Origin of the sequence: Mycobacterium lehmannii (assembly GCF_002245535.1) — a bacterium.
GTDB lineage: Bacteria > Actinomycetota > Actinomycetes > Mycobacteriales > Mycobacteriaceae > Mycobacterium > Mycobacterium lehmannii.
The window spans coordinates 1-22,245 of the sequence record NZ_NKCN01000032.1; the positions used below are offsets into that span (position 1 = coordinate 1).

Sequence of the window (22,245 nt, forward strand, 5' to 3'; positions counted from 1 at the left end):
GTAGAGAACTGGGGGCGGGGCGGGTGCGTTGGGGATCTAGGGGCGATCGTTTCGGAGAGTTTGGAGATGGTGCGATCGGGCCTCGACCCTCTGCGATGACGTTGGCTCCCGACCGAATGGCGTCCACTGCGATATGACACCGCACCGACCAACTATGCTGCGGCATCTCAGCCCCAGCTAAGAGCTCCGACGAGCTTGGAATACCCCACCGCAGCTGCCCGCCCCAACTAGCCTGAGACTGTGCTGGCCATACCGACCCTCAAGTTCAGCTATGGCAATCTGCTACTCGCCCGCCTTCGTGAGCTTGGCTCGGCCGGTATTGACGAGCTTCTCGGGGAAGATCCAGAGCAACACTTTAAGTCCGACGGGCCCCACGAAAACCCGGCAAGGCGAGCAAGCGATTGTCTTCGGTTTGCGCGGATGCTCGATCTGGCCGTAGAGCACCAGCGGAAGTGGAAACTCACCGAATCGGGTATCACATACGCCGAAGCAGTGGATTCGAGCGATCCCTGGATCGTAAATGGGGTACAGGCAGCCGTCCTTAGAGACAACCTGTCTAGCGGTGGCGCTCCGTTGGCTGATGATGTCCAAGCCGCTGTCCGGGTTGTTCGTGACCTACCTGCCGGATGGTCAAATAGCGACCTAGGCCGTGCGCTTGCGGAACATGTGGAAACCGACCAGTGGCAAGCGGACAGAACCTTCGAGTCGCAGGGTGCTCGCTATCGAGAGCTTCTCATAGAGAGTGGTCTTATCGTTAGAAGCGGTGAACTGACCGAGGAAGGGACTGCCTTCATTGCAGAACCGAATTCGGTTTGGTGGGTGAATCAGGGTGCCACCTACACCAAGGAGCGTGATGGCGGGTTCCTCTGGGCGCCAATGCTGAATAAGGCCGGCCGCCCGCAATACCACTGGGACACCATGGATGAAGTCCGTGAAGGCGACGTAGTCCTGCACTACAGCAATGGTTCGTTGCGAGCCGCCAGCCTTGTTACCGCGTCCGCGAGGCCAGCGCCCAATCCGCTCGGCGACCAATCTTGGGAAAACGCGGGGCGGCTCGTCGAGGCGCAGTATCAAGAGCTGAATGAGCCGATCGCGCTTGCCGCGATCGACGAGGGCGCGCGAATCAAGCAAGGTTCGCCGTTCACAATCAATGGTTCTGTCCAGCAGGTTTACCTTATGCGCCTTCACGATCACTTCGTGTATGAACTAGCGCACCGTTTCCCCGAACTCGCGGCGCATTTACCGTCGGTCATAACCGTTTCGCGACCGGCGATCACCTTGCCGGCCGCCCCGACGCCCGCCGACCTTTTCCATGACTTCGCCGTCACAGTGGAAACATCGGGGCTTCGCTTCCCAGTCGAATCTAATCTCGTCAGATCGTTCTTGAGCAGTCTGCTCGCCAAACCTTTCGCGATCCTGACGGGACTCGCTGGTTCGGGCAAGACTCAGCTCGCAATGAGGCTTGGGGAATGGTTCGGCACGGACCAGCACGGACGTCATCGCCATGTCGTTATACCTGTGCGGCCTGACTGGACGGGCCCAGAATTTATCTTCGGGTACGAGGATGCGCTTCGTACTTCGCCATCTGGAGCCCCGGTGTGGTTCGTGCCCGAAGCGTTTGAGTTTGTTCTTCGAGCCGCGAGCGATCCGGAACACCCGTACCTGCTGATCCTCGATGAGATGAACTTGGCCCACGTAGAGCGGTACTTCTCCGATTTCCTCTCCGGAGTCGAATCTCGCCGTCCGGTCTTACCGGATTTGATTTTGGATCAGTCATCCAATCAGTGGGTTCTGCGCGACGTGGAAGCGCAAAGGCTACCGTTGCCACGAAACCTGTTCGTTGTCGGCACAGTCAACGTTGATGAGACGACGTACATGTTCTCGCCAAAGGTCCTCGACAGGGCCTTCACGTTCGAGTTTCGCGTGACCTCCGATGAACTTGACGCCGAGCTTCGACGGCCCACTGCCGCGGCGGCTGGCGAGGATCAGCGAGTCCGCGCCTTCGCGTCATTGGCTGAAAAAGACCATTGGCACCGAGAGCATCCTCATCCGGCGCGCGACGAAATTGTGGCGACGCTTAGAGAGGCGCACGCAATCCTGGCAGGCGCCAATCAAGAGTTCGGGCACCGAACGTTGTACGAAATCTTGCGTTTCTGCGCATTCTTCGCAGCGACAGGAGACACCGACAGAGATACGGCGATCGACCTCGCAATGATGCAAAAAGTTCTGCCGAAGGTGCACGGGTCACGGCGCCGAGTCGAGCCGGTTCTTACTGCGCTAGATACGCTGGCTAAGGGGATCGGTCCGGCTCCGCGGCTGCCTATCACGCACGACAAGATCACCCGGATGATCGACTCAGTTCGTGCCAATCAGTTCGTCAGTTTCGCTGAGTGACCATGCTCGCGGACTCGATGCAATTGGAACTTCGAGTAGACGAAGGCCAGGTCGTTGGTGAGCTGCTGGTCACCAACCTCCCGGGTCGGCAAGACACGACACTCTCGGCAAGTGGTGGCCTTGCGCTGCGTGAAGCCGGGGTGTACCGCTACGAGGTACACACGGAAGCAACGAGCGTCGATGTTGAACCGCGCGAGTTATTCGATCCTGACGACGCAAGTTTCAAGCGAGGTCGGCTCCGCCCTGGCCAATCCGTCGGGCGTCTCCGTATTCAAGTTGCTGACCGCGCAACGGGACTGAGGGGAACGGCCGATATTGACGTCCTGGCCGTGAAACTCGACCACGAGACTGAATACCGGCAGATGTTGACTGACATCTCTTCGTTCGCCGCTGAGGCAGTGTTGCAGGGTTTCGCGCCCAGCACGCTAAAAATGGCGCCGAGTGATTTGCCCGCAGAACTGCTCTACCTTCGCTTCGCTTTGATCGCGGCGTACTTGCAGGACCCAACATTCGAGGCCGCGGTCGCGCGTGTCACCGCGCAGCCGCACCGCACGTGGGTCTCTGAGCGAGAGATCCGCCCCATCGGGTCCCCCTTTCCAGCGGGGGCTGCCTTTCGTCGTGCAATCTGCGCGCCCGGTCGGCGGGTTCCGTGGTCGGGCTATCCCGGCGAACTCCCGTCCCTGCCTGCTGCTTTAGCTCGTGATCGCGCCGAGGCCAGTGTTAACAACGCCGCAAATCAGTTCGTCAAATTCGCTTTGGAACGCTGGCGAACCGTCTCGCTTGAACTGATCGACGCGCTATCTCACGCCTCGCAGAAGATAGAGTCCGGACCGTTGCGTCGCGGTCAGCAGATCGCTGCCGAGGTTGGTGCCCAACTCGACGAGTATCTCGCCCACCCGCTCTTCAAAGAAGTCAGCTCACTACGGAGCATGCCGACATCTGACCAGGTGCTACTCAAGCGTGCGGGTTATCGCGAACTGTTCCGCACGTTCGCGATGACTGAGTCGGGTCCGACCATGCGCCTTGATCGCGAGTCAATAACTGACATATTCGCTGCTTCGCAACGCAACGTTGCAACGCTCTATGAGTTTTGGTGCTTCCTCGCGTTGGTGAGCTCACTCGGGCGAGTGTGTGGCGAGGACCAGACGGTGCGTGCATTCACTCTTACGAGCGACGGATTGTCTATGACGATGCGATCAGGCCGCGCTTCAAAGTTGTCGTGGTCGGTCAAACGAGGAGACCGGCCACTTCGTGTCGAGGTCTACTTCAACCGGACTTTCGCCGGTGCAGACGATCGGCACGGCTCATGGAGTCAAGCGATGCGCCCCGACTGCTCGGTGCGGATTCGACCGGAAGGCGGTACGCCTTCGCTTGTCTCCGCGCACGAACTCGAGATCTGGCTGCACTTCGACGCCAAGTACCGTGTGGACAATCTCCTTGCCCAGCTGACGTCCGACTCTGATGCGGGTGAGTTGTGTGAGGAGTCGAAGATCTCCGCTGGTGCTAAGCGCGATGACCTACTCAAGATGCACGCGTACCGCGACGCGATTGCGCGAACAGCGGGGGCGTACGTGCTGTATCCGGGATCAGAAATCAAAGATGTTCGACGGCATCCCGGCTTCGAAGAAGTGTTGCCTGGTCTTGGCGCCTTCCCACTTAGACCGACCAGCGATGGTCTCTCCTCGTCGTCGCAAGCGCTCGACGAATTCCTTCGCAACGTGCTCAGCCATGTCGCCAGCCAGGTGACGCGTGACGAGCGGCATCGCTTCTGGACCGCGACCGTACATCGCCCTGGCGAGCCCGCTCTCACATCACCACTAACGGCCGACTTCTTGGACGAACCCCCCGCTGACACGGACGTGCTCCTCGGTTTCGTTCGAGGTGACGACCACCGTCGATGGATAGAAAGAGTAAGCAAGTACAACGTTCGTGCTGGGGAGCGGGCCGGCGCGGTCCAAATGGGGGGGCGAGAACTCGGCGCCAAGCTGCTTCTCTTGTACGAGAATCGATTTGGTGTGCTTCACGTGATACGCGCGGCGAATATAATGCGTTGGAGCCCAGCAACGGCAGCCGACTTGATTTCGAGTGGGTATCCAGAGCCCCGTGGCCATCTCTACTTCGTGGCCGACCTCGAATTTGTTGAACACCTGCCCACATGGGCGGACTTGATCAACCTAGACGTTCTAACGGCGGATTCCCGCCTCGGGGTGCCGCGTGTCGTGACCTGGTGGGACGTCATCGATGCCGCATCGCGCCTTCACACGAGAGGTGGCTCGAACACAAATTGAGCCGCAAGCCGCGCGTCACGCGGCTTGCCGTTCCAGCTCCCTCGTCGACTGGGCGGGCACCTCTGTGGCGGCATCCAACAACTGCTCGTGGTTGTCCCGCACACCGCGGTACGTCGACAGATACTGGTCGATCTGCTCGCGGCGCAGCGGTCGCGCCCAGATGTTCTCGCTGGGGATCTCGATCCCACTGTCATTGGACTCCGCGCGCTTTCGGGCGCCAACGCGGAAGCCCGCCACCGCTATCACCATCAAGACGACCAGGCTGGCCCCGATGATCCCGGCCACCGCACTTTGCGCGGCCAGCGCGTACACGAACGTTCCCAGTGCCGCGAAACTCAGCAGCAGACACACGTACCCAACCAACGTCGGCGGAATCCGCCCTAACGCCTTCAACACCAGTATCACCTCTCCTAAGTTTCAACAATACGCTACGCGTATCGTAGCGCTACGTCTAGTGTAGCGTTTTTCCGGTCGGATGTATTCCCGGCTAGTAGGAGGTGTGATGGCACAGCGACGCGACGTCGATGACGGCATCACCGACGCCACCCTTGCCCTCTTGCGCACCCGAGGCCCCAAGTCCGTGACCGTCGAGGCAGTGGCGGCACGGTCGGGCATCGCGAAGACCACCATCTACCGCCGGCATCGCGACCGCCGCGAGATGCTGTCCGACGCGCTTTCGCGGGTGACCTCTCCCGAACCACTCAGCGCGGAAACCGACGCGCCGGATCGGCTCCGCTGGCTCATCGCAGAAGCGGTCAAGGCGATTGGGGTCGGCATCGGCTACGGCGGCTTCGCCGCCATGCTGACCGACGAAGACCCTGACTTCACCAAGCTCTTCCGGCGCATTCTTGCCAAGCAGCGGGCTGAACTGGAATCGGTGATCGATGCGGCCAAGGCCGACGGATCGTTTCGCGCCGATGTCGACGACGCCACCCTCATCGACGCCGTGGTCGGCGCGATCATCGCCGAGCGAGCACGGACCGGCCGCGTCGCCAAAGACTGGGAAGCGCGACTGTTCGACCTCTTCTGGCCGACCGTGCGGCCCTAAACGCTCTCGTCGTTTAGTTTTTTCTGTGCAGCCGCCTCAAGCGAATCGACCGTCAGCCAGGCGCTTCAGCGCCCGGCCGTCGGTTAGTTCGTCGCGGCGATCCGGATTCTGCCAATAGAACCGGACCAGCTCGCGCAGAGCTCGCCCCTCCGGCGTGAACGAGCCCGCTGCCAATGTAAACACCTCGTCGTCGGACATCACTACAACTACCGAGTTGGGTGTTGGTGCGGACTGTTTCGGTGAGGCGTCGGTGACGTCTACGACCTGCGCCCAGTCACCGTCGTGCGGTCGCGGCCCTTGCACGAACGTGAATCCGTTGGGCGTCAAGCGCAGGTAATGCACGCCGCCGCGGCGCAGCATTCGCCACAGAATTGGCGCGCCTACGACCGCAGCGACAGCGCTGGCGAGGGGAAAGTACATGCGCGTGTGCTCGGGCACCGGGATATCAACCATCCCGAGCGGTCCGAATATCGCGAACAAACCACAAGCCACCGTTGATCCGATGAGTGCGACCTGGAGAGGTATGTCGACGCCTCGATCCGGCCGAATGGTCGTCCCCTCGTCGTCGAAATCGCCACTCGGGACGAGCTTCCCCGGGACGACCCGTGCGAACGGGACGATGAAACCCAGGAAGAACATCGCAAACCCCAGCGACACCACCGCCGTCAGGAAGTCGCCGCGCCCGATGCAGATAATCGTCCACACCAGCGCCAGAATGCCCAGCGGCCCGAAGAACAGCGTGCAGAGCAACGCGATCGGGAGAACCTTCATTTGGGACACACGATATTGCCGATGATTCCGCCAACATAGCCGAATGTCCAACTGCCGGCGATGCTTCCGACCACGGCGGCCCCCGGCGCCAATTGCGGAGCGCCGAAAGCCGAGGCTCCGGCCGCCGCCAAGGTGCCACCCGCATAACCCCCACCAACCCCTGCGCCGCCTGAAATAGCAGCGACACAGCCGTCGTAGAAGGTCTTGGCCGTCACCGTCTCATACAGGGCCGTCGCCACACCTAACGTCGGGCCGCCATACTTGGCCGCCTTGCCGAGGTTTTCGACCGACTGCGGTGAGAGCATGGGGATTCCGCGCTTGGCTTGTTCCTCCAGGCCTGTGAGTGCCCCTCCAACAGCCGTGAGTGTCGGGTGAGTGAAGAACTGGTCGGGTAGGACGCCATGGCGACCGTCGGCCGCCGTCACACCTCCCGTGGTCTTGCCATCTGGAGTTTGCGTCATGGTGACTTCGGTGCCGTCGGCGAAACTGATCGATGTGTACTTCGTGCCGTCGTAGTTGGTCTTGTCCTGTGAGAACGTGCTGGAAACTTCGTTGCCGTGCTTGTCGTAGTAGGTGTCCTCGACGCACGGGGCGAATTCGTTCCACTCATAGATTTCGTGCCGGCTGCCGTCCATCATCATCAGCGTCTTTCGCACCTGCCCGTCTTCGGTCATCCACTCGCGGCTCTCACGAACCGTCTGCGCCATGTCGTTGTCTCGAACGACTCCCTGTTGAATAAGCCCGTGGAGTGTCATCGGATCGGGGACTTCATCAGCGGGTCGGGCAGCTCCGGTTGCAGGATTCAGAAGCGGAAAGTCATTCGGCCCGGGCAGGCTGAAGCCGAGATTCTGAGCAGCAGCCTGCACCGCCTCCGCTGTTGCGTTGTCCGCGTCGCCGACCGCGGTCAGTAGGCGGTTGATCTCCTTCTGCTCCGCTTGGGCCTGCGCCTGCAGGCTGGCTGCCTTTTCGGCCGAGACGCGGGCAGGCTTGATGAGCACTACCCACATATCGGTGACCTGGAGCTCACCGGCATCTACCGACTCCGCGTGCTCGAGCAGGGCAGCGCGGGCACCTCCGATCGAACCGCTGCCCTTTTTCAGCGCTGTGGCGACCGCTTCGGTGTAGTGAGCGAATTCGGAGGTCGTATCGGTGGCCCGGTGAAACATCGCCGTGGCCGCGTCATGGGCCCCACCCGACCATGTCTGCGCCGCCGACATCCGGTCGATTCCATCGTCAAGATCGCGCACCGCTGTGTAAACGGACTGACCCGCGGTCGCTAGACCCGACGCAGCGGGCGTCAACGATTCGGGATTCCACCCCTGTAAGCGGGGCCGTGAGGGCAGCACGGATCAAAACAGCCCGTCGAACGTCCCCGCAAGGGAGCTGTCGGTCACCTCGTACCGGTCTCCTGCGCCACGAACGGCCACCCCCATGTCCTCGACGTTCGTGGCGATCGCATCCGCCTTCTTCGTCAAGTGTTCGCCGACGAGGCGCATTGCCCACTGTGTGGTTGAGCCGGCAAGACCGTCGGCTGATGTCATCGCCTTGGAGCCCACGTCGGCGCCATTGATGGCCTCTGACGCTGCACTTACCTGTCCTGCGAAGGCGCGAAGTACTTCCGGATCGACAAGCAAGAGTCCCCCTTTGATCACTCGGACGTCGACGAGCGTCGCGAATCAACCCTAACGCCGCGGTGGGTCGCGGCCGCGCGGCAATTTTCGTTCCGGATCGGTGATGTAGGTGACGTCATCGACTTCGGTGCTATCAGCTGGCAGGATGACGCTCACGTTCACGCCTAGTCTGGGGTTTCGATGTGATCAATCGTCCTGTCTCCGTTGACTTCCACTTCGACGTCATGTGCCCGTTCGCTTATCAAACGTCGCGATGGATGCGCGAGGTCCGGGACCTGACCGGCCTCAAGGTGAATTGGCGCTTCTTCAGCCTCGAGGAGATCAACCGTCAGGACGGCAAGAAGCACCCGTGGGAGCGGGAGTGGTCTTACGGGTGGTCGATGATGCGCATCGGCGCCCTGCTGCGCCGGCAGTCGATGGCCGACCTCGACGCCTGGTACGAAAGAGGAGCGCGGGCCCTGCACGTCGACGGACAGAAGCCACACGAAAAAGCCGTCGCCCGAGCACTTTTGGAGGAACTCGGCTTCGACCCCGGGTTCGTCGACCAGGCCATCGCCGACCCGACCACCAACGACGAGGTCATGGCCGACCACCAGCGTGTCGTCGACGCTGGCGGCTACGGCGTCCCGACCCTGTTCTTCCCCGACGGGCAGTGCCTGTTCGGGCCGGTTCTGATCGATCCGCCGACCGGGGAGGCTGCGCTGCGGCTGTGGGACGCCGTCGTCGCCTGGACGGAGTTCCCGCACCTCTACGAACTGCAACGCCCCAAGACGCCCGCCGATCAGCAGGCGATCACCGAGACGTTCCGCCCCTACCTGGAGGCTCGGGACTGGGTCTCGATCAACCGCGGCGAGGTCGTCAGCTTCGACCCACCTCCGACGTAGCGCGCGCATGGTCTCCCTACGGCCGTGGTGGCCGCTCAGCTCGGTCGGCCCACGCCGCGTGCGATGATGGCTCGCATATCTCGAAAGCAAAGGAGCTTGAGATGGGATTTGAGCGAATCGACGAGTTGCTGAACGGTGTGACCGCCGATGGGTCGCTGCACGGCGTCGCCGCGACAGTGGTCGGCCGCGACGGCGTCCTGTACCAAGGCGCGGCCGGAGATGCCAAGTCCGACAGCATGTTCCGCAATGCGTCCATGACTAAGGCCGTCGCCACCACCGCGGCGCTGCAGCTCGTCGAGCAAGGCCGCATCGAGCTCGACGCGCCCGTCGCCTCGATCCTGCCCGAGTTCGGCGAACTCCGGGTCCTTGACAGCTTCGACGGCCGCGAGCCGGTCCTGCGCGCACCCAAGGCGCAGGCGACCGTCCGCCAGCTGATGAACCACACAGCCGGCTGCGGCTACCACTTCCTCAACGACAAGCTCTACACCTACTGCACCGAGAAAGGCCTCCCCACGCCGCTCGACGGAGTCAAGCAGGGCCTGCGCGTGCCGCTGGTCAACGATCCCGGCACGGTCTGGGAGTACGGCGTGAGCACCGACTGGCTCGGTCTGGTCGTCGAGGCCGTCAGCGGCCAGACCCTGGCCGACTACCTGGCCGAGCACGTCTACGGCCCGCTGGGGATGACGGACTCGACCTTTGCTCCCAGCAACGAGCAGCGCGATCGGCTGCTACCGGTTCGGTTCCGCGCGCCCGACGGCAGCCTTCTGGAGACCGAGCTCGACCTGCCCGCCGAACCGGAGTGGGACGCGGCCGGCCACGGCTCCTACGGGACGATCGCCGACTACGGCCGATTCGTGCGCGCCTGGCTCAACGGCGGCGAGCTCGACGGTGCGCGCATCCTCAAGGAAGAGACGGTGCAGCTCGCCCTGCGGGACCACCTCGACGGAGTGCCGCTGCCGATGTCGATGGAACCGACAGTGCCCGAACTGTCGAATCCTGTTCAGCTGCTCGACGTCCCGCAGGGATGGGGTCTGGGCTTCCACCTGTATCTGGTCGATCTGCCCGGCATGCGCAGCGCCGGCTCCGCCGACTGGTCCGGGCTGTTCAACAGCTTCTTCTGGATCGACCGCAAAGCGGGGATCGGCGCCGTGATCGCGACGCAGCTGCTGCCATTCTTCGACGCAAAGATGGTCGAGACGATCCTCGGCTTCGAAGCCGCGGTCTACGCCGAGCTCGGCGCAGCGGTCTCCTGAACAGCGACGGGCCAACCCCAAGCGGCTGCTAAAGAACCGGGTGCCGAAGGCCCTTACGACCGCTCAGCGGCATAACTCCAGCCGGCTTGACCGTTCAGCGCACCGAAACTGCGCGCGGCCGGTGTGCTACAAATGTGCTACGGTCGTAGCATGTCCACGGTTGCGTCCCGCGAACTGCGAAACGACACAGCAGGCGTGCTTCGTCGAGTCCAGGGGGGCGAGGAGGTGACCATCACGGTGAACGGGCGAGCCGTCGCGGTGATCGCCGCCGTGCAGCCGATGCGTCGACGTTGGATAACAAAGACAGAGTTGGTCAAACGGCTCGAGGCCAGCCAGGCGGACCCCGGTTTGCGTGACGACCTCGCGGAGCTCGCCGGCGAAACGACCGACGAACTCGACGAGTTGTGACAACAGATCGGCCGCCGGCCGGCATCCTCGACACCTCGGTCTTCATCGCCGACGAGAGCGGGCGTCAACTGAAGACGTCGCTGATTCCGGATGAACTCGCCACGACTGTCGTGACACTAGCCGAACTGAATGCAGGCGTGCTCGCGGCGAAGACCTCTGAGATCCGGGCGCGTCGCCTCCGAACGTTGGATGCGATCGCTGATATGACCGCGTTGCCGGTCGACGAGGAGGCGGCCCAACTGTGGGCGCTGCTACGTGTCCGCTTGGCCGAGGCGGGGCGACGCGTCCGAGTCAATGATCTATGGATTGCTGCCATCGCAGCTGCCAAGCACTTGCCGGTCGTCGCGCAGGACAGCGACTTCGATGCCCTCGAGGGCATCGCCGGCCTCGTGATAATCCGCGTCTGACGCCTAGGCCGTAGGCGGCCCTCCGATTCCCTATGCCGCCACCAAGGACGCGAGCTTGACGCCGGGGTTGTCTCGCTGAAAACCCTCCAGCCGCCACGGAGTCGAGAACAACACCAGCATGACTCCGTCACTGCGGGTGAGCACTTCGGCCGAGACCTGCTTGTCCATGAACTCCGCATCGGCAGGGTCGACGACGCGCGCCACCTGATACGGCAGCGGCTCCAACGCGATCGGCGTGCTGAACTCGGCGGCCATCCGGTGCACGGCCACCTCGAACTGCATCGGGCCCACCGCCGCGAACACCGGAGCCTGCTCGCCGCGCTTGTCCGAGCGCAGCACCTGCACCACGCCCTCCTGCTCGAGCTGTTCGATACCGCGCCGGAACTGCTTGTGCTTGCTCGGATCGGTCCCACGCGCGACAGCGAAGTGCTCGGGGGAGAAGCTCGGGATCGGCGGGAACTGCACGGGCACATCGCGATACAGCGTGTCGCCGGGGCGCAGTGCGGCGGCGTTGGCCAGTCCGATCACGTCGCCGGGCCAGGCATCGTCGAGCGTGGCGCGCTGCTGGCCGAACACCGACTGCGCGTACTTGGTGACGAACGGCTTACCGGTGGCGGCATGGGTGAGCACATCGCCGCGCTCGAATGTTCCCGAGACGACGCGCGCGTAGGCGATGCGATCGCGGTGCGCGGAGTCCATCCCGGCCTGCACCTTGAAAACAAAAGCGCTGAACGGTGATTCGACTGCACGACGAGTCCCGTCGACATCGACCGCTCCGCTCGGCGACGGAGCGAGTTCGACCAGCACATCGAGGAGTTGGTTCACCCCGAAGTTCAACGCCGCCGACGTGAACAGCGTCGGCGAGGCGGTCCCAGCGAGAAACTCCTCGCGGTCGTAGTCACCACCGTCGGCGCTCAGCAGCTCGGACTCCTCAACCGCGGTGTCCCAGTCGTCGCCGGCGGCCGCGTGCGCATCGTCGGCTGCAATGTGTTCCTCGGGCGCAGCGGTCGCACCACCCGCCGTGCGGGTGAACCGGATGAACTGGCCGCCGCGACGATCCAGCACGCCCTTGAAGTCACCGGCGATGCCGACCGGCCAAGTCAAAGGCGTGGGGCGCAACCCGATGCGGGTCTGAATCTCGTCGACGAGCTCAAGGGCATGCCTGCCGGGCCGGTCCCACTTGTTGATGACCGTGATGATCGGGATGCCGCGGTGCTTACACACCTGAAACAGCTTCAGTGTTTGCGGCTCAAGGCCTTTGGCGGCGTCGATGAGCATCACCGCGCAGTCGACTGCCGTCAGCACCCGGTACGTGTCCTCGGAGAAGTCGGCGTGGCCGGGGGTGTCGAGCAGGTTGATGACGCAGTCGCGGTAGGGGAACTGCAGCACCGTCGACGTGATCGAGATGCCCCTGGCCTTCTCCATCTCCATCCAGTCCGACACCGTCGCGCGACGGCCCGCTTTGCCGTGCACCGCACCAGCCTCGGTGATGACCCGGGCGTGCAGCGCCAGCGCCTCGGTCAACGTGGACTTGCCGGCGTCGGGGTGGCTGATGACGGCGAAGGTTCTGCGGCGGCCCGCCTCGGCGGAGATACGGCCAGGTGGGGAGGCATCGGCGCTCGGCGCAGCCGTCAGAGCAGTGTCGGTCATAGCGGTAGCGATGGTATTGGCTCGGTACCACAAACCAGTAATCGGACGCTGCATGGCAACGCTGTGATTGGCCGGCTCGCCGAGCTTCAGCCCTGATCGGCGATGAGCCTTTCCAGGAGGTCAACGATGTGCTGTTGGCCTTCGGCCGCTACATCGAGCTTTCCGCGCATTTCGCTGCGCAAATCAGTCAGGTCCTCGCGCAAGGCGTTGAAGCCGGAGACAGTGGCCCGACGAAAGTCGCGAAGCTCGTTGTGGAATTCGGTGACGTCGCGGTCGGCCGCGCCGGCGAGGACACGGGCAGCTGCGGCGTCCTGCTCACTCGCCTGTACCCGCTGCGCAAGCCCACGCACCTGGGTTTCCAACGCCTCCACGCGGGCTTCGAGGTTGTCAGGCCCCACGCTCCCGAGCCTACCGCCGTCCCCGCCCTGTCCAACGCATGAATCGTGGCCGTCGCGCATTCGTCGTCCGCGCCGCGCAATAGCAGCGGCCCCTGCCTCACGACGAGCGGAGGCTCGCCGGCTGCGTCGTCTGCTGCCAGTTCGCGTAGATCTCGGCCAGGAAGTGCTCGACGGCGACCGCGGCGTGCGCGGCACGTGCTGAGCCGAACATGTCGAAAGCGTGTTGTGCGAACGGCAATTCGGCGTAGACGACCGGCTGGGTGCTGACGTCGCGCAGCTTCGACACGAACGCCCGCGCCTGCTCGACGGGAACCAGCGAGTCGTTGGTGCCGTGCAGGATGAAGAACGGCGGAGCGTCGGCGGCGACGTGGTTCACCGGCGACGCCTCGACATACGTCTCCAAGCTTGTCTTCTGCGGTTGCTTGATGACCATCTGCTCGAGCAACTCCGGCATCGACGGATGCATCGCGTCCTCGAAACGGGTGAAGTCATACACGCCGTAGAACGGGACCGCGGCCTGCACCCGCGTGTCGACGTCTTCGAAGCCCGGCTGATACCGGGGATCGTTGGGCGTCAGCGCGGCCAGCGACGACAGGTGCCCGCCCGCCGAGCCGCCGGTGATCGCGATGAAGTCCGGGTCGCCGCCGTACTCGGCGATGTGCGTCTTGACCCACGCCAGTGCGCGCTTGACGTCGACGATGTGGTCGGGCCATGTGTTGCGCGGGCTGTGCCGGTAGTTGACCGCCACGCAGATCCAGCCGAGCTCGGCGAGGTGGCTCATCAACGGATGTGCTTGTCCGCGTTTGTTTCCGGTGACCCACGCGCCGCCGGGGATCTGGAACAGCACCGGCGCCTTGCCGTTCCGGTCGAGATCGGACCGCCGCCAGATGTCGAGTTTGTTGGCGCCGCCGTATTCGCCGTAGCTGATGTCGCCGTCGTGGGCGTAGTCGCGGTAGATCCGCAGCATCCGCACAGCGCCCGGCGTCTTGGCGGTGCCACCGCCGGCAGCTTGCCGCCACAGGCCCGTCGAGTCGGTGCGGCGACGCGTCCCCAGGCCCTTGTCGAGAGCCGCGGTCAGCGGGGCGGCGGCCTTGTGACCCGCGCGGCTGAAGTTCAGCAGTCCAGCCGCCGAGATGGCGGCCGTCACCCAGGCGATGATCCGCACCGGACGGGTCAGCCGGCGAGCCGTCAGCGCCAGCCCACCGAGCTGGCTCACCAGCGTCTGCAGCGGGAACTCGCTGACCACCAGGCCGAAGCCGAACGAGAAGATCGACGGGTAGCCCTTACGCGCCAGCGGTCGGTAGCCGTTGAGTGTCGAGGCCGCCGTCACCGCCGTGACCACCAGCGCCGCGACCTGCCGGGCGATATGGAGGAATCGATCCTTGCGCATTCGGCCACGATACGAGGCGATGCCGACGCGGCGTCCTCCGGAACGGACAGGCACCGGTGGCGTATGGGAGACTTTCGGCATTCGCATCGGCGTGGTGGTGCGATCCGCGGGGGGTTCCGCCTGGTGCACGGCACCGACATGGTCGTCGGTCTGCGCCTCATCACGCCTGGTAGAGCACGGAAGATGTTGGAGTTTCCATGTCCGCCCACAGAGCATCTCAGCAGAACCACGATGTCTCACCGGTCGCGTCTGCGCTCATTTGGCTCGGCGGAGGCGATCGGCGTGACCTGAGCGCCCGCCATGAGCAGTCGACGCTGGTCAGCGCGGGAGTGGTGATGTTGGTCGCGGCGATGCTGGCGTGGCTGGTGGCAGCCGCCGCACTGGCCTCGTCGACCACCTGGCCGTTGGCGGCTGTCGTCGCGGTTACCTCGACGTTCGGCCTGCTTGTCGGCGCGGTGAGCCGCACGCTGGCCGCTGGGGCGGTCCGAGGTGCCGGTGTAGTCGGACGTGCGGCCGTGGCAGTAGCTGTCGGGATCGTCGTCGGTGAGCTCGCGGCCGTCGTCGTGTTCTCCGGCTCGGTCGATCGTCTGCTGGACGAGCGGGCGGCGATGGCTGCGGACGGGGCGCCCGCGGTGATGCGAGCGGCGGCCGACCTGGACCGAAGTCGTGTGGCACGCGCTGAGCTCGATGCGGCGGTGGAGCAGGCGGTGCAACGCCGTCAGGAAGCGCTCGTCGTGGCGCGCTGTGAGTTCAACCCGAGGCCCGACTGCCCACAGACGTTCATCACCGGTGTGCCCGGGGCCGGGCCGGAGAACCGGACTGCCAACGACTTCCTCGCCGACGCCCAACTCGCGCTCGACGCCACGCTGGCCGAAAGGGACCGTCGTGCGCCCGAGCTCGACGCCCAGGTTGCCGACGCCGAGCAGGCGCTGTCGCAGGCCCGGCAGGCCGCGGCGGCCGATGCGGATCGCGGACTGGGGGCCCGGTGGGTCGTCATGAACGACCACACGCTTGGCGAGGCGGGTGCGCTGATGCTGCGGCTGCTCGTGGACGGGTTCTTCGTCCTGCTCGCCTTGCTGCCGCTGATTCTGCGGCTGTGGCGGGGTGAGACGTCGCAGGATCGGGGGATCGCCGCCGACGTCGAGCGCGATCGAGCCGAACTGCAGGCTGACACCTCAGTCGCGGTGAAACGGGCCGAGGTGCGCGCGGCCATCGAGAACATGTGGGCCGAGCAGCAGTTGGCGAGTGCGCGCATGGCCGTCGAGGCGCAGCTGGAGATCGACCGGGAGCAGCAGCGCCGACGGGTCATCGAGGCGATCGAGCCGGCTGTTTCTGCACGCGCTGAGCGCATTGCCGATACCCAGGATGTGTACTTGCCGATTGCCGCAGAGGCCGAAGCGGCGAGTCTCGTTGCGGGCGAGACGCCTTTCGTCGAGACGCCTCAGGTTCCAGCTCAGAATCTGCCCGCACCGGTCGACGACGACCGCTCGGTGGAACCTGTGGGTGAGGGTGGGCGCTCGCTGATTCCCGCTATCCCGGATGTCACCCGCGCCGCCGCGCGGTGGATTCGTCCGCTGGTACCGCCGATCATCGCCAACGCCATCGACACCACCACCAAGCCGCTGCGCGGTGTACGGCAGATTCTCGAGGAGACCGAGGAGATCCACTTCTCGATGCGCCGCACCCGCAAGGTGAGCACGCACATGGAGGAAAGTGTTTCCGATGCGTCGGGTAGCGCGAGAGCGACGACCGTCCGGGACGACGATTGCGACTACGGCTATGGTCACGTCGGGCGCGGCGCGGGGCCCGCATCGGCCGCAGTGACGAGAGGCGAGGGTCGCGGCGAACTCGCCGGCGGCGGTGCGCGTGAGCTCAGCGGCCATCGCGGTCCGCGGGAACTCCCGCCCGGGCGTTAGCTTTTCGCGGCCGCGCGTACCTGCTTCTCGATTCGCTTGAAGAGCGCGTTGTCGGTGACAACTTGGGATGAAGTCGTTGAGGCCTAATGAGAGTCAGCCACGCATTTGACCGCCGCGTCCTAAAGTCAGGACGCTGCGTAAGCTGCGGGCGTGAGCGAGCAGGACCGCGTCCGCTGGGAGGAGCGGTATCAGAGCCGCGAGGTCCCGCGAGCGGTTGCGGCCGAGCTCCCTGCCGTGTTCGCTCCGTTTGCGAACGAGTTTCCGACCGAGGGACGAGCACTGGACTTGGCGTGTGGGCTGGGTTCAGCGAGCGTCTGGCTCGCGCATCGCGGCATGGATGTTTGGGGAGTGGATATCTCGGTGACAGCGATCCGTCAGGCGCGGGACCTCGCTGTTCGTAGCGGCGTTAGCGATCGATGCCGGTTCGACGTCGTCGATCTCGATCTGGGCCTGCCCGCAGGCCTGTCCGTCGATGCCGTTGTCTGCCACCGGTTCCGGGACACTCGGCTTGATCAGCCGATCATTGAGCGGTTGGCGCCCGGTGGGCTACTGGCGATCTCGGCGCTGAGCGTTGTCGGCGCGGAGCCGGGACCGTTTCGAGTCGCGCCTGGGGAACTGGTCGCCGCGTTCGCCGAACTCACGGTTATCGCAGCGGGCGAAGGTAACGGCGAAGCGTGGCTGCTGGTGAGAAAGCCGGTACCGGTCTGACTGCTCTAGTCCCGCGACCTAGGCGTGTAATTGCCGTGCTACGCGGCGCGCCTCATGCGCCCGTAAAACTCTTTCATCGACTCCACGTCACGAAATACCGGCATGTACCGAACACCCTCGCGTTTCCATGTTCATTAGGCGCCTCAAGGCTTCCGATAGTGAGCCTGTCGCTGCAGCAGCACGTCCTCTAATGCGGAGTACTTGCCTAGAACGTATTCGGTCCGTGGACTCTGCTATCTCGTTGCGTGCGGAAGTCAGCGGTGTCCGTTCGCTTTGAGGATTCCAGCATGCGCTGCTTCGTAGTGTTCGCCAATGATGTCTCGGACCCAAAGTAGTTGCTCAGCTGTCGTCTTCGTCTTGAAGCTGACAGATTCGACTAACTCTTCGAGGGGCGCATTAGGTGGGGGGGCGAATTCCGTCAAGTACTGCCACCGATGCGACCTGTCATGAGGTCCGAATTCGTTGGGCGCATTGAGAGGGGCGATCATGCAATTGATACTGCCCTCGCGAGAGGATTCGTAGACCTGGATCTTGCAGTCACTAGATCGATAGTAGACAACACCGCCCGACCTTCCCCCCTCGTCCACGCTGAGGTCGACGTCTTCCAGCTCAAAGCCTCGTTCAGTCAACAGAGGACCGACGGTGGACTGCACTTGGCTCAAGAAGTCATCCATTTCCATCAACCTTCCTTCTTCACCCACGAATTGCCAACGCGCTCATATCCATATGTTGCTGCGTTCTGCACTAGGAACTTTATCTCCCTCGCTGAGAAAGAATTTGGGTCGGTGCGGATCACGTCTTCAATCGACGTGAATCGCGTGCCTTCGACGATGTAGTCGATGCGAGGAACGCCCCTTTCCATCTGGGTTTGGAGGAACTGCTCGTTGACTATCCAGCCAAGAGCGTTTGCCTCCGGCTTGCTGAGGCCGTAGCCAATGGCATTCCAGGCGTCTGGTCCTGTGTCGTAGTAGATTCCGCCGTTGACTCGGGCCTCGCCGATGTATCCGCCGTCTAACCCATCCCACTTGCCGAGAACTACGCGATCGGCATTTCCAAACTGATGCGTGGAAAGGTTTGCGAGCTCGCGGGCAAGGTCCGCTACTGGGCTTCCGTTCGCGAACGCTTCGTTCAAAGTGGACGCAATGATGGGTGCGTCAGGTGAGTAGCCAGCATCGCCAACCGGTGATGGGGGATGACTACTGGCCGGTGGCTCGTAGGTAGATTCGGGCAGGGTCGAGTGATTGACTGTCGCTGTGGCACTTGGCAAGTCGATGATCTCGTCGGGTATGGCTCCTCGTGCGCCGTGGGCGAGGAGTGCGCTTTCGCCGCCGAGTATGGCGCTGGGCGCGGTGAGGGCGGTTCCGCCGGCGACCTCGCCCAGGTAGTGGCCGGGATACTTGGTCAGGTGGTCGAGATCCGCAGTGATCGAGTCGATCGGATTGGTCACCCGTTGCCACGTGCCTTTGGCCATGTCGGTCCAGGAGTCCCTCAAGTCCTCCCATCCATTGGCTCCGATCAGGTTTTTGATGCCCTCTTCGGTGTTGAACCAGCCGTCGGCGAATCCGTCGGAAAAACTCGGCTTGGGCATCGATCCGTCCTCGGACGGCTTGGACGCCGGTAGCGGCTTGTGTGCTGCGGCGACGATCGCGTCGAGTCGCTGCTCGATCTGCGCGGGTGGCACGCCGTCACGCAGCATCGTCTCGCGGGCAAGCCTCTTGAACTGCTCGACTTTGGCCGGGTCCAGTGGCGCCGGCTGCGGGGGTGGGGCGGGTCGGTCGACAGGTGCGCCGGCGAGCTGGTCTAGTGCGCCGGCGAGGCTGTCGGGTTGGGATGCCGGTTCGCCGGGCTTAGGTTCCTTAGCTTGCTCACCGGTGGCGGGCAGCAGCAGATCGCCCGCTGTCTTCGCCACCGGCTCGGTTGCGCCACTGGCGGCGGTGATCGCACCCGCCAGCTCGGTGTCGATGCGTTGTCCGTGGGCGAGCGCGACGCCGATGCGCTGCTGAAGGTCGGCGACCTTGGCCGCCACTTGCGCGGCGTATTCCTCGGTCATGTGGCTGGTGTCGGGCGCGATCACCTGGTTGGTGCTTTCGTCGATGAGCACCGCCGGCGCGGCGGCGGCATCGTCGAGAATGCCTGTGATGGTCTGGGCCAGGGTCTCGGCGTCGTGGTGGATGCGTTCCATGCGGCTCGCGGCCGTACCGAGATTGTCAGCCACGCTTTCGTGGTCGACAGCCGTGGCCGTCATCGCCGACTTGGCCGCTTGTGCGCCCTGTCCCTCCCAAGTCGACACCGTGATCAACGAGCGATAGAACTCAGCAGAGTTGGTGTGGATGTCGCAGGCCGCGCGCGCGGATCGGGCCAGGTCGGCGATCTCGGGTGGCCACTGCTTCAGGTCGGCCAGCGTCAGCGCCACGATGTCATCTCACAGCGCAGAACCGGCATCCTCGATACCCTCGGCGCCCCCGGCATCGGTGCGCACATAGCTGTCGGCCGCCGCGCGGTGTGCCCGCGCGTGCTTGGTGAAATCCGCGGCGAAACGTGCACCGTCGGCTTCCCACGCGGCCACCATCTTCGGCAACGCCGCAGCTGAAGCCCCCGATCCAAGAGCCGTACTACCCGCCCGCGCCTGCGCCGCCTGATGTGCGGTCTCAAACCCGCTGGCCTGGCCGTCCAGTTTGTCTGCGGTCATGCGCAACTCGATCGGATCGACCTTCAGCGGCTCACTCGAGTCCGACACCCTCCCCCCTTCACTGGGCCTAGCCGCACACTAACAGCGCTGCGGTGCAGTCCGACGCGGCAAATTTTGGCAGGGAGAGACCGCCCCAAGGCGCGGCGGACGGCACCCATGAGACGAAGGCGCCCAGTCGTCGCCCCGCCGCGAGTGGTTTCATGCAACATGGCGTTCCCCATGGCGATCGGAGGCGGCGCATGACTCTCGTCGACAACGCGACCGTCCGCCGGGCGGTGGGGGAGTTCGCGGCCCAACCTAATCAGCGAACTGCCCTTGATGTGCTTCGGTCGTGCATGTACGGCGAATTGCTCTTCGACATCACCGGGTCCGACGAGCCTGACGGCGATTCCTTCGCTGCCGGATCACAGCTACAGATCCGCGGCGGCACAGGACCGGACGGTGGCCGGGCGCTTTATGTGTTCACCCGACAGGAGGAGGTCGCCCGCCTCTACTCTCCGGACACGCGCACCCAATCGATGGTCACTCCGGCGACCGGTGCGCTGAGTTTCGCGCGAGATAGTCAGGATGCCTGGCTCTACGTCGACCCCGCAGGTCCGACGTGCGCACTGTCGGCAGCCGATATTGATTTCGCGCTGCGGAACCCGAACAACGAGCCGTTGAAGACGGCGCTCGCCGCACTGGATGCCGGGGACGCCGACAGGGAGGATGTCTTGCGAGTCCTTCTGACGGAGGGACCGTTGCTGCTGGGTGCGGACGGGAACTCCGTACCGGGCAAGACGTTGATTCGATCAATGACCCTGGGTGACGGCTCAACAGCTCTTGTCGGCTTCACCAGCGCGCCAGAGGTCGTCGCGCACAACGTGTCGGATACCGCCGGCGCCTTCACCACGCTCGAGGTGCTCGACATGGTTCGCAAGGGCGGGCATGGCGGCATAGTCGTCAACCCAGCCGGGCCGTCAATCACCGTCTCGAGAGCAGAGATTGGCGACTGATGCTGCTCAGCTTCCGCACACTTTCTCAGCGATGTCCGTACGTCCTGCGGGTCGCAGCACGCGCGGCTTCGAGCCGTTCGCCCTGAAGTCCTGAACGACGAACGCTAAGCTCTCCCCATGGAACTACTACGCAACGTAGTTGTACTGTTGCACATCGTCGGCTTCGCGATCACCTTCGGCGGGTGGGCCGCCGAAGCCCTCGCCCAACGCTTCCGCACCACCCGCGCCATGGACTACGGCTTGCTGCTCTCGCTTCTCACCGGGTTGGCCCTCGCCGCGCCGTGGCCCGCCGGCATCGACCTCAACTATCCGAAGATCGGCATCAAGCTCGTCATCCTGGTGGTCCTCGGCGGACTGCTCGGCATGGGCAGCGCCCGTCAGAAGCGCACCGGCAACCCGATCCCGCGCCCGATGTTCTGGTCGATCGGCGTGCTGTCGTTCACCGCCGCTGCCATCGCCGTCCTGTGGTGACCCAACACAGACAGCAAACTGTCGAAACAGTGAATTGTCATACCCACCTGGAATAATGGTGTAGTGACGCAAACTGCAACCGAACGCCTGCACATCATCGAAGGAGCCGACTGGAAGGACGCGGTGATCACTCTGCTGGAGGATCGCTCGCCCTACCGGCCGTGGCGCTACGGCTTCGGCGAAGCCCAAGTCGGCGACCCTGTGGCCATCGTCTTGAACACCGATCCGCCGTCGGTCATGACGCGGCTCGGCCGCATCGGTCCCGACGGCCGCTTCGACCGCGCCGAAGTCACCTGGGGCCTGCCGAGCCCCGGTCTGGTGGATCTCGACACCCTGGCGCGGCTCGTGAGGTTCGCCGACGACGAGGACCCGCGCAAGGTGTGGCAGCTTCGCGGCGACGCGGCCACCCGCATGACCCTCGCATTGACCGACTGTGACGCCGGGGCCAAGCGGTCGACCCGGTTCGGCCACTCCACCTTGGCCGCGGCGGCCGTCCTGCTCCATTGCCGCGGCAGGTGCACCGGATGCGGCGCCGTTCTCGATCTGCTGGACCACAATGCCCGCGACGCCTTCCGCATCCGCACCGTCGACTTCCCCGAACGCCCGCAACCTCAGCCGGTGATCATGGAAGCCACCAACGTGCCGACCTACTTCTACGGGCCGATACCCGACAAGTGTTGGCTGCCTGAGCTTCCCGCCGATTGGCCCGGCGTACTGTGCCTTCGCTGCGACACCGCCATGCGTGACGGCGGCTTCACTAGCCTGATCGACTATCTGTTCGCGCAGCATCCGCGGTGTCCGTACTGCGGCGCCCAACGGACGCAGAGCGCGCAGTTCGGCCAGGTCTTCCATCTGGACTTCCCGCCGTGGGACGACTACCGCGGCTGTACCCGTCGTCTTAATGACGATTGGACCTGTACCGAATGTGGCGGCGAGTGGTGATC

At 64.1% G+C, this 22,245-nt stretch carries 22 protein-coding genes; 12 read left to right on the plus strand and 10 right to left on the minus strand.

Annotated features, from left to right (window positions below):
- The first annotated feature begins 240 nt into the window (after window positions 1-240).
- Together CEX87_RS24165 and CEX87_RS24170 are read left to right on the plus strand one after the other, a co-directional pair.
- Window positions 241-2,394 carry an McrB family protein gene (locus CEX87_RS24165; protein WP_142301126.1) on the plus strand — a complete coding sequence of 718 codons (2,154 nt, stop codon included), beginning with the start codon at window positions 241-243 and terminating at the stop codon, window positions 2,392-2,394.
- A 2-nt stretch (window positions 2,395-2,396) separates the two neighbouring features.
- Window positions 2,397-4,682 carry a DUF2357 domain-containing protein gene (locus CEX87_RS24170; RefSeq protein WP_094289439.1) on the plus strand — a complete coding sequence of 762 codons (2,286 nt, stop codon included), beginning with the start codon at window positions 2,397-2,399 and terminating at the stop codon, window positions 4,680-4,682.
- A gap of 15 nt (window positions 4,683-4,697) precedes the next feature.
- Here the strand turns inward: CEX87_RS24170 and CEX87_RS24175 are convergent, their stop codons facing one another.
- Window positions 4,698-5,078: a hypothetical protein gene (locus CEX87_RS24175; RefSeq protein WP_233151504.1), complete on the minus strand. Its 381-nt coding sequence runs from the start codon at window positions 5,076-5,078 to the stop codon at window positions 4,698-4,700.
- 106 nt (window positions 5,079-5,184) lie between these two features.
- Between CEX87_RS24175 and CEX87_RS24180 the strand changes: the two genes are divergently transcribed.
- Window positions 5,185-5,730 carry a TetR/AcrR family transcriptional regulator gene (locus CEX87_RS24180; protein WP_094289441.1) on the plus strand — a complete coding sequence of 182 codons (546 nt, stop codon included), beginning with the start codon at window positions 5,185-5,187 and terminating at the stop codon, window positions 5,728-5,730.
- Between the two features lie 36 nt (window positions 5,731-5,766).
- On the opposite strand, the gene CEX87_RS24185 is transcribed toward CEX87_RS24180, so the two are convergent.
- From CEX87_RS24185 to CEX87_RS24195, 3 genes are all read right to left on the minus strand, one after another.
- Window positions 5,767-6,501: a hypothetical protein gene (locus CEX87_RS24185; protein WP_094289443.1), complete on the minus strand. Its 735-nt coding sequence runs from the start codon at window positions 6,499-6,501 to the stop codon at window positions 5,767-5,769.
- A complete protein-coding gene (locus CEX87_RS24190) occupies window positions 6,498-7,748 on the minus strand; it encodes a hypothetical protein (RefSeq protein ID WP_233151505.1) in 1,251 nt (416 codons plus the stop codon). Before CEX87_RS24190 ends, CEX87_RS24185 begins: the two co-directional genes overlap by 4 nt.
- Before the next feature lie 102 nt (window positions 7,749-7,850).
- The gene (locus tag CEX87_RS24195) at window positions 7,851-8,135 is read right to left on the minus strand and encodes a type VII secretion target (protein ID WP_094289476.1); all 285 of its coding nucleotides are present in this window, start codon (window positions 8,133-8,135) and stop codon (window positions 7,851-7,853) included.
- A 179-nt stretch (window positions 8,136-8,314) separates the two neighbouring features.
- Here CEX87_RS24195 and CEX87_RS24200 point away from each other — a divergent pair, with 179 nt between their 5' ends.
- The 4 genes from CEX87_RS24200 (at window position 8,315) to CEX87_RS24215 (ending at window position 11,084) form a co-directional block, all read left to right on the plus strand.
- Entirely contained in the window at window positions 8,315-9,016 is a 702-nt protein-coding gene (locus CEX87_RS24200; protein WP_094289447.1) for a mycothiol-dependent nitroreductase Rv2466c family protein, read from the plus strand.
- Window positions 9,017-9,117: 101 nt separating this feature from the next.
- Window positions 9,118-10,269 (plus strand): serine hydrolase domain-containing protein, encoded by a 1,152-nt coding sequence (locus CEX87_RS24205; RefSeq protein ID WP_094289449.1) that lies wholly within the window; start codon window positions 9,118-9,120, stop codon window positions 10,267-10,269.
- A gap of 150 nt (window positions 10,270-10,419) precedes the next feature.
- Window positions 10,420-10,677 (plus strand): type II toxin-antitoxin system Phd/YefM family antitoxin, encoded by a 258-nt coding sequence (locus CEX87_RS24210; RefSeq protein ID WP_064395748.1) that lies wholly within the window; start codon window positions 10,420-10,422, stop codon window positions 10,675-10,677.
- Window positions 10,674-11,084, plus strand: coding sequence for a type II toxin-antitoxin system VapC family toxin (locus CEX87_RS24215; protein WP_094289451.1), 411 nt, complete (start codon window positions 10,674-10,676; stop codon window positions 11,082-11,084). Before CEX87_RS24210 ends, CEX87_RS24215 begins: the two co-directional genes overlap by 4 nt.
- Window positions 11,085-11,114: 30 nt before the next feature.
- Here the strand turns inward: CEX87_RS24215 and CEX87_RS24220 are convergent, their stop codons facing one another.
- The 3 genes from CEX87_RS24220 to CEX87_RS24230 form a co-directional block, all read right to left on the minus strand.
- The gene (locus CEX87_RS24220; RefSeq protein ID WP_094289453.1) at window positions 11,115-12,734 is read right to left on the minus strand and encodes a peptide chain release factor 3; all 1,620 of its coding nucleotides are present in this window, start codon (window positions 12,732-12,734) and stop codon (window positions 11,115-11,117) included.
- 86 nt (window positions 12,735-12,820) lie between these two features.
- The gene (locus tag CEX87_RS24225; protein ID WP_094289478.1) at window positions 12,821-13,132 is read right to left on the minus strand and encodes a hypothetical protein; all 312 of its coding nucleotides are present in this window, start codon (window positions 13,130-13,132) and stop codon (window positions 12,821-12,823) included.
- 97 nt (window positions 13,133-13,229) lie between these two features.
- A complete protein-coding gene (locus CEX87_RS24230; RefSeq protein WP_094289455.1) occupies window positions 13,230-14,522 on the minus strand; it encodes an alpha/beta hydrolase in 1,293 nt (430 codons plus the stop codon).
- A 197-nt stretch (window positions 14,523-14,719) separates the two neighbouring features.
- On the opposite strand from CEX87_RS24230, the gene CEX87_RS24235 reads away from it, so the two are divergent.
- On the plus strand, window positions 14,720-16,438 hold the full coding sequence (locus tag CEX87_RS24235; RefSeq protein ID WP_094289457.1) for a DUF4407 domain-containing protein: 1,719 nt from the start codon (window positions 14,720-14,722) through the stop codon (window positions 16,436-16,438).
- Between the two features lie 150 nt (window positions 16,439-16,588).
- Window positions 16,589-17,146 (plus strand): class I SAM-dependent methyltransferase, encoded by a 558-nt coding sequence (locus tag CEX87_RS24240; RefSeq protein WP_066810651.1) that lies wholly within the window; start codon window positions 16,589-16,591, stop codon window positions 17,144-17,146.
- Window positions 17,147-17,400: 254 nt separating this feature from the next.
- Here the strand turns inward: CEX87_RS24240 and CEX87_RS24245 are convergent, their stop codons facing one another.
- Genes CEX87_RS24245 through CEX87_RS24255 form a run of 3 tightly spaced genes read right to left on the minus strand, consistent with a single transcriptional unit; the run spans window position 17,401 to window position 19,883 of the window.
- Window positions 17,401-17,826, minus strand: a complete 426-nt coding sequence (locus tag CEX87_RS24245) for a hypothetical protein (RefSeq protein WP_064418046.1) — start codon at window positions 17,824-17,826, stop codon at window positions 17,401-17,403.
- On the minus strand, window positions 17,826-19,559 hold the full coding sequence (locus CEX87_RS24250) for a hypothetical protein (RefSeq protein WP_094289459.1): 1,734 nt from the start codon (window positions 19,557-19,559) through the stop codon (window positions 17,826-17,828). The genes CEX87_RS24245 and CEX87_RS24250 overlap by 1 nt, the downstream gene beginning before the upstream one ends.
- Before the next feature lie 9 nt (window positions 19,560-19,568).
- A complete protein-coding gene (locus CEX87_RS24255) occupies window positions 19,569-19,883 on the minus strand; it encodes a type VII secretion target (RefSeq protein ID WP_094289461.1) in 315 nt (104 codons plus the stop codon).
- A 191-nt stretch (window positions 19,884-20,074) separates the two neighbouring features.
- Here CEX87_RS24255 and CEX87_RS24260 point away from each other — a divergent pair, with 191 nt between their 5' ends.
- The 3 genes from CEX87_RS24260 (at window position 20,075) to CEX87_RS24270 (ending at window position 22,243) form a co-directional block, all read left to right on the plus strand.
- Window positions 20,075-20,830, plus strand: a complete 756-nt coding sequence (locus CEX87_RS24260) for an SseB family protein (protein ID WP_064418042.1) — start codon at window positions 20,075-20,077, stop codon at window positions 20,828-20,830.
- 117 nt (window positions 20,831-20,947) lie between these two features.
- Window positions 20,948-21,301: a Fe-S protein gene (locus CEX87_RS24265; protein WP_094289462.1), complete on the plus strand. Its 354-nt coding sequence runs from the start codon at window positions 20,948-20,950 to the stop codon at window positions 21,299-21,301.
- 63 nt (window positions 21,302-21,364) lie between these two features.
- The gene (locus tag CEX87_RS24270) at window positions 21,365-22,243 is read left to right on the plus strand and encodes a hypothetical protein (RefSeq protein WP_094289463.1); all 879 of its coding nucleotides are present in this window, start codon (window positions 21,365-21,367) and stop codon (window positions 22,241-22,243) included.
- Window positions 22,244-22,245 lie beyond the last annotated feature (2 nt).

Bases quoted from the DNA above. Each gene is read 5' to 3' on its own strand.
- CEX87_RS24210 (WP_064395748.1), top strand. From the start codon at position 10,420: ATGTCCACGGTTGCGTCCCGCGAACTGCGAAACGACACAGCAGGCGTG.
- CEX87_RS24230 (WP_094289455.1), bottom strand. From the start codon at position 14,522: ATGCGCAAGGATCGATTCCTCCATATCGCCCGGCAGGTCGCGGCGCTG.
- CEX87_RS24260 (WP_064418042.1), top strand. From the start codon at position 20,075: ATGACTCTCGTCGACAACGCGACCGTCCGCCGGGCGGTGGGGGAGTTC.
- CEX87_RS24245 (WP_064418046.1), bottom strand. From the start codon at position 17,826: ATGGAAATGGATGACTTCTTGAGCCAAGTGCAGTCCACCGTCGGTCCT.
- CEX87_RS24235 (WP_094289457.1), top strand. From the start codon at position 14,720: ATGTCCGCCCACAGAGCATCTCAGCAGAACCACGATGTCTCACCGGTC.
- CEX87_RS24170 (WP_094289439.1), top strand. From the start codon at position 2,397: ATGCTCGCGGACTCGATGCAATTGGAACTTCGAGTAGACGAAGGCCAG.
- CEX87_RS24185 (WP_094289443.1), bottom strand. From the start codon at position 6,501: ATGAAGGTTCTCCCGATCGCGTTGCTCTGCACGCTGTTCTTCGGGCCG.
- CEX87_RS24205 (WP_094289449.1), top strand. From the start codon at position 9,118: ATGGGATTTGAGCGAATCGACGAGTTGCTGAACGGTGTGACCGCCGAT.
- CEX87_RS24180 (WP_094289441.1), top strand. From the start codon at position 5,185: ATGGCACAGCGACGCGACGTCGATGACGGCATCACCGACGCCACCCTT.
- CEX87_RS24220 (WP_094289453.1), bottom strand. From the start codon at position 12,734: ATGACCGACACTGCTCTGACGGCTGCGCCGAGCGCCGATGCCTCCCCA.
- CEX87_RS24265 (WP_094289462.1), top strand. From the start codon at position 20,948: ATGGAACTACTACGCAACGTAGTTGTACTGTTGCACATCGTCGGCTTC.